This window comes from Geodermatophilus marinus (assembly GCF_003428645.1).
Taxonomy (GTDB): Bacteria; Actinomycetota; Actinomycetes; order Mycobacteriales; family Geodermatophilaceae; genus Geodermatophilus.
In genome coordinates this window covers 1-3578 of sequence record NZ_QVQH01000057.1, presented here as the reverse complement: position 1 = coordinate 3578, position 3578 = coordinate 1, and the positions used below count along the sequence as shown (strand labels likewise).

Here is a 3578-nt window from a genome sequence, read left to right as displayed (position 1 = left end):
AGAGCAAGCCCTCAGCGGCCCAAACGTGTACCTACACATTCACGCCCGTCGGGAACGCTACGCCCGCTCGACCAGCACCTTCGTCCGCGCTACCCGCCTCGTGTGCCCATCAACTGCGGAACTCGGGCTCGATGTCCACAACCTTTAGCAGCTGCTGCAGCTGGGGATGTGAACTGAGGTCCAACGGCTGCAGCTCCTTACCGGCTCGCAGCTTCGCCAGCAGTTCAGCGGCGGTGTCCTCGGCGACAGTGGCGGCGTCGGCGGTTGCCCACGCGACGCCACGGAGCCCTTGTCGGGTCCAGCGTCCGGCCAACAGGCAATCCATCTTCGGCTGGCCATAGGCGTCGGTGCCGGCGTAGCGCAGGGCGATGAGTCGGACCTGCTGGATGCCGGGGGCGACGGCTAGGGCCTCCTTCATGGTCGCCAAGGCGTGGCCCATGACTGCCTGGGTGTATAGGGCGGCCCGTTCGCCCTTGGGAAGCTTGCGCAGGCTGAGGTTGCCGCTGGCCGTGGTGCCGGGCATGCGCTCGGGAACGATCGACTCGGGCGGGGCCAGGACGACGACCGATACCTCGTCCCCGTCGACTCCGAGTGGGGCTGCGGCGGCCTCGTTGTCCTCGAAGGCTTCGGCTAGGGTGCCGATGACGGTGTCGGGCTCGTTGCGCAGCAGCGCCGCCCACCAGGCGTCCAGCTCGGCCTGGTAGGCCGCCTGCATCCGGTGGGCCTCGGCCCTCTGGGCCTGCAGCTGGGCCTCGGCGGCCCGGTCGGCCCGCTCGAGTGCAGCGGCACGCTCACGTCTCTTGAATAGGCCGATCCCGGCGAGGGCGGCCTGGCGGTGGTGAGCGCGGATGGCCTCGGCGTCCGGCGCGGGCGGAGCCGGTGCGATGGGCGGCTGGGCCGGCTCGAAGGTCTCGCGATGGACGTTCAGCAGCGCCTGGAAGTGCTGGGAGAGCCGCCGGGCTTTGTCGGCTTTGGCGGCCGCCGCGGGGCTGACGGTGAGCTGGCGCTGGTAGGAGCCAGCCGACGGGCGGCGGCCCGCAGGGCGCTGCCGGCGGCCGCTCCCGCCCAGGGAGGTGTAGTAACCGACCGGGCCCATCCCGGTGGAGAACCCGGTGCGGCCACCGCCGACGTGCAGCCGGGCCGCGCGCGGGCCGATGCTGGTCCGGATGCCGCGGCTGGATGCGCGCACCCGGACGCCGGGGGCGATCTTGACCGAGAAACCCATGCCTCTCCTGACGTGCGCTGAGCCGTAGGGACCGACGGCCCAGGAGGCTGCGACAGTGGGCCCGCGACGACGATGTAGCTGGATGCTTCCGTAGAGCAACCACCTGGTCCAGACTGGCCGGACCGCGGTCATGATCGTGTCGCGCCGGAGACCACTGGCGGCGCACCGGCCGACCAGGGCGGCAAACCGGGAAGCACACGGGGGCGCAGTGTTCGAGCCAGCTGTTGAAGCCATCTTGACGGAGCACGAGGCGAAGTCCGGGCACACGCTGATGCGCCAGGCCGCCGGGCGGGCGGTGCAGCTGGGCTACCGCCTGGTTCCCCCCGGCGGCACCGGCCCGACCCGGTACCTGCGGCTGATCCTCGACCCGGGGTCTCCGCAGGGCCGCACGGTCACCCTGTACCTGGAGAGCAGCCGCCTGATTGTCAACGGCCAGCAGCTCCGTGCCTTCGCCGCCTCCCTGCCGGGCGCGGTTTCGACCATGCGCGATGTGCAGTTCCCGCTGGGCACTGTCGAGCTGCAGACGCTCGACACCTTCGCCGCGGTCGCTGCCACCGGCATCCCGAGCACCAGTGCGGCCCCCGGCGTGCCGCCCGCAGGCCAGCCCAGCGCGCCGCCCGCCTCGAGCCCGCCGCCCGCACCGGCCCCACGAAGCCGGCCGCGGCCCCCCTGGGAGGGACAGCCGGCAGCCAGCCCCCTCCCGCCCCTACAGCCGGGGCCTCGGGCGCCGTTCACACCTCCTGGGCGCGCCCCGGGACAGGGGCCTCCGCGGCAGCGCGCGCTGGTCATGGCCGCGGTCTGCCTGGTCCTCGTCGTGCTGGTCGCTGCCCTGGCAGGCGAGGTTGGCGGCGCGCTAGTTCTGGGCGGGCTCGCCGTTCTGATCGTCGGCGCAGTCGCGCTCATCCGCGGTCAGGTTGCCTGGGCCCACATCGCCTCCCGTGGCATCGGCGGCGCGGTAGCTACCGGCGGCCTGGTGCTGTTCATCGCCGGCGGATCGCTCGTCCCGACGTCGACCGAGCCAGTCGCGCAGAGCGCCCCGGCTGAGACCTCAACGCCTGCCAGGTCCTCATCGCCGTCCCCGGCCTCCTCCTCCGCGACCTCGGAAGCCGACATCGCCGCCGCCGAGCGGTCCCTGGCCGAAGCCGAGACCAGCGAGCGGCCCAACAGCCGGGTCAACCCGGTCACCGGCCTGCTGACCGATGAGGCCGCGCAGGCTGCCGTCGAGGCCGCCGAGCCCACCACCGCCCTAGCCGCCCTGGCCGCGATCGAGACCAAGGGCCGCGCCCCGCGCACTGGCTATGACCGGGATTTGTTCGGCTCCGGCTGGGTTGACACCGACCGCAATGGCTGCGACACCCGCAACGACATGCTGGCCCGCGACCTTGCGGGGGAGACGTTCCGGCCCGGCACCGGCAACTGCACCGTCCTCACCGGCACGCTGGCCGACCCCTACTCCGGGCGCACCATCGCCTTCCAGCGCGGCCAGGCCACCAGCGACGACGTGCAGATCGACCACGTCGTCGCGCTCTCCGACGCCTGGCAGAAGGGCGCCCAGGGCTGGGACACCGCCCGGCGCACCGCCTTCGCCAACGACCCGCTGAACCTGCTCGCCGTCGACGGGCCGCTGAACATGCAGAAGGGCGACGGGGACGCCGCCACCTGGCTGCCCCCGGCCCGCGGCTACCGCTGCGAGTACGTGGCCCGGCAGGTGGCGGTGAAGGCGACCTACGGCCTGTGGATGACCCAGGCCGAGCGCAACGCCATCGCCACCGTGCTCACCACCTGTCCTGCCCAGCCGCTGCCGGCCGGCGTGGTGGTCGACCTGCCGGAACGCGAGCCCGCACCTGCTCCAGCCCCGGCTCCCGCCCCCGCTCCGGCTCCGGCGCCTGCTCCAGCCCCGGCTCCCGCCCCCGCTCCGACTCCAGCCCCGGCTCCCGCCCCCGCTCCGGGCACCGGCTCCCGCACCGGCACCGGCGCCTGCGCCCGCTCCGGCTCCGGCACCCGCTCCGGCTCCTCCCGCGAGTGTCTACTACCAGAACTGCGACGCCGTTCGTGCCGCCGGTGCCGCTCCCATTTATCCGGGTGACCTTGGATGGCAGCAGAAGTTCGACCGCGACAATGACGGCGTCGGCTGCGAATAACAGACCCAGTGCCTGACCGTGACGGCCAGGGGCGGCTGCGAGTGGGCCATCTCTCTGGGGCAGCGCAATCGGCTAGGCCGCCTCTCCCGGGTTCCGCAGTTCGTAGGTCGACGAGATGGGCGAATTCGTGCGTTGACCTGCGGAGATGTGCCTCGGCGGGAGACAGGGGCGTGTCACTACACGTTCCGGCGGCCTCGGTAGCGGTATCTGTG

3 protein-coding genes are annotated in these 3578 nt (G+C 72.6%); 2 read left to right on the top strand and 1 reads right to left on the bottom strand.

The window, feature by feature from the left end; all coding sequences use genetic code 11:
* Positions 1-109 precede the first annotated feature (109 nt).
* Entirely contained in the window at positions 110-1225 is a 1116-nt protein-coding gene (locus D0Z06_RS24950; protein WP_117380236.1) for a DUF4236 domain-containing protein, read from the bottom strand.
* 235 nt (positions 1226-1460) lie between these two features.
* Between D0Z06_RS24950 and D0Z06_RS27020 the strand changes: the two genes are divergently transcribed.
* Complete coding sequence (locus D0Z06_RS27020; protein ID WP_304999769.1) at positions 1461-3311, top strand: HNH endonuclease family protein; 1851 nt, start codon at positions 1461-1463, stop codon at positions 3309-3311.
* Positions 3298-3366: an excalibur calcium-binding domain-containing protein gene (locus D0Z06_RS26650; protein ID WP_233517950.1), complete on the top strand. Its 69-nt coding sequence runs from the start codon at positions 3298-3300 to the stop codon at positions 3364-3366. The genes D0Z06_RS27020 and D0Z06_RS26650 overlap by 14 nt, the downstream gene beginning before the upstream one ends.
* Positions 3367-3578 lie beyond the last annotated feature (212 nt).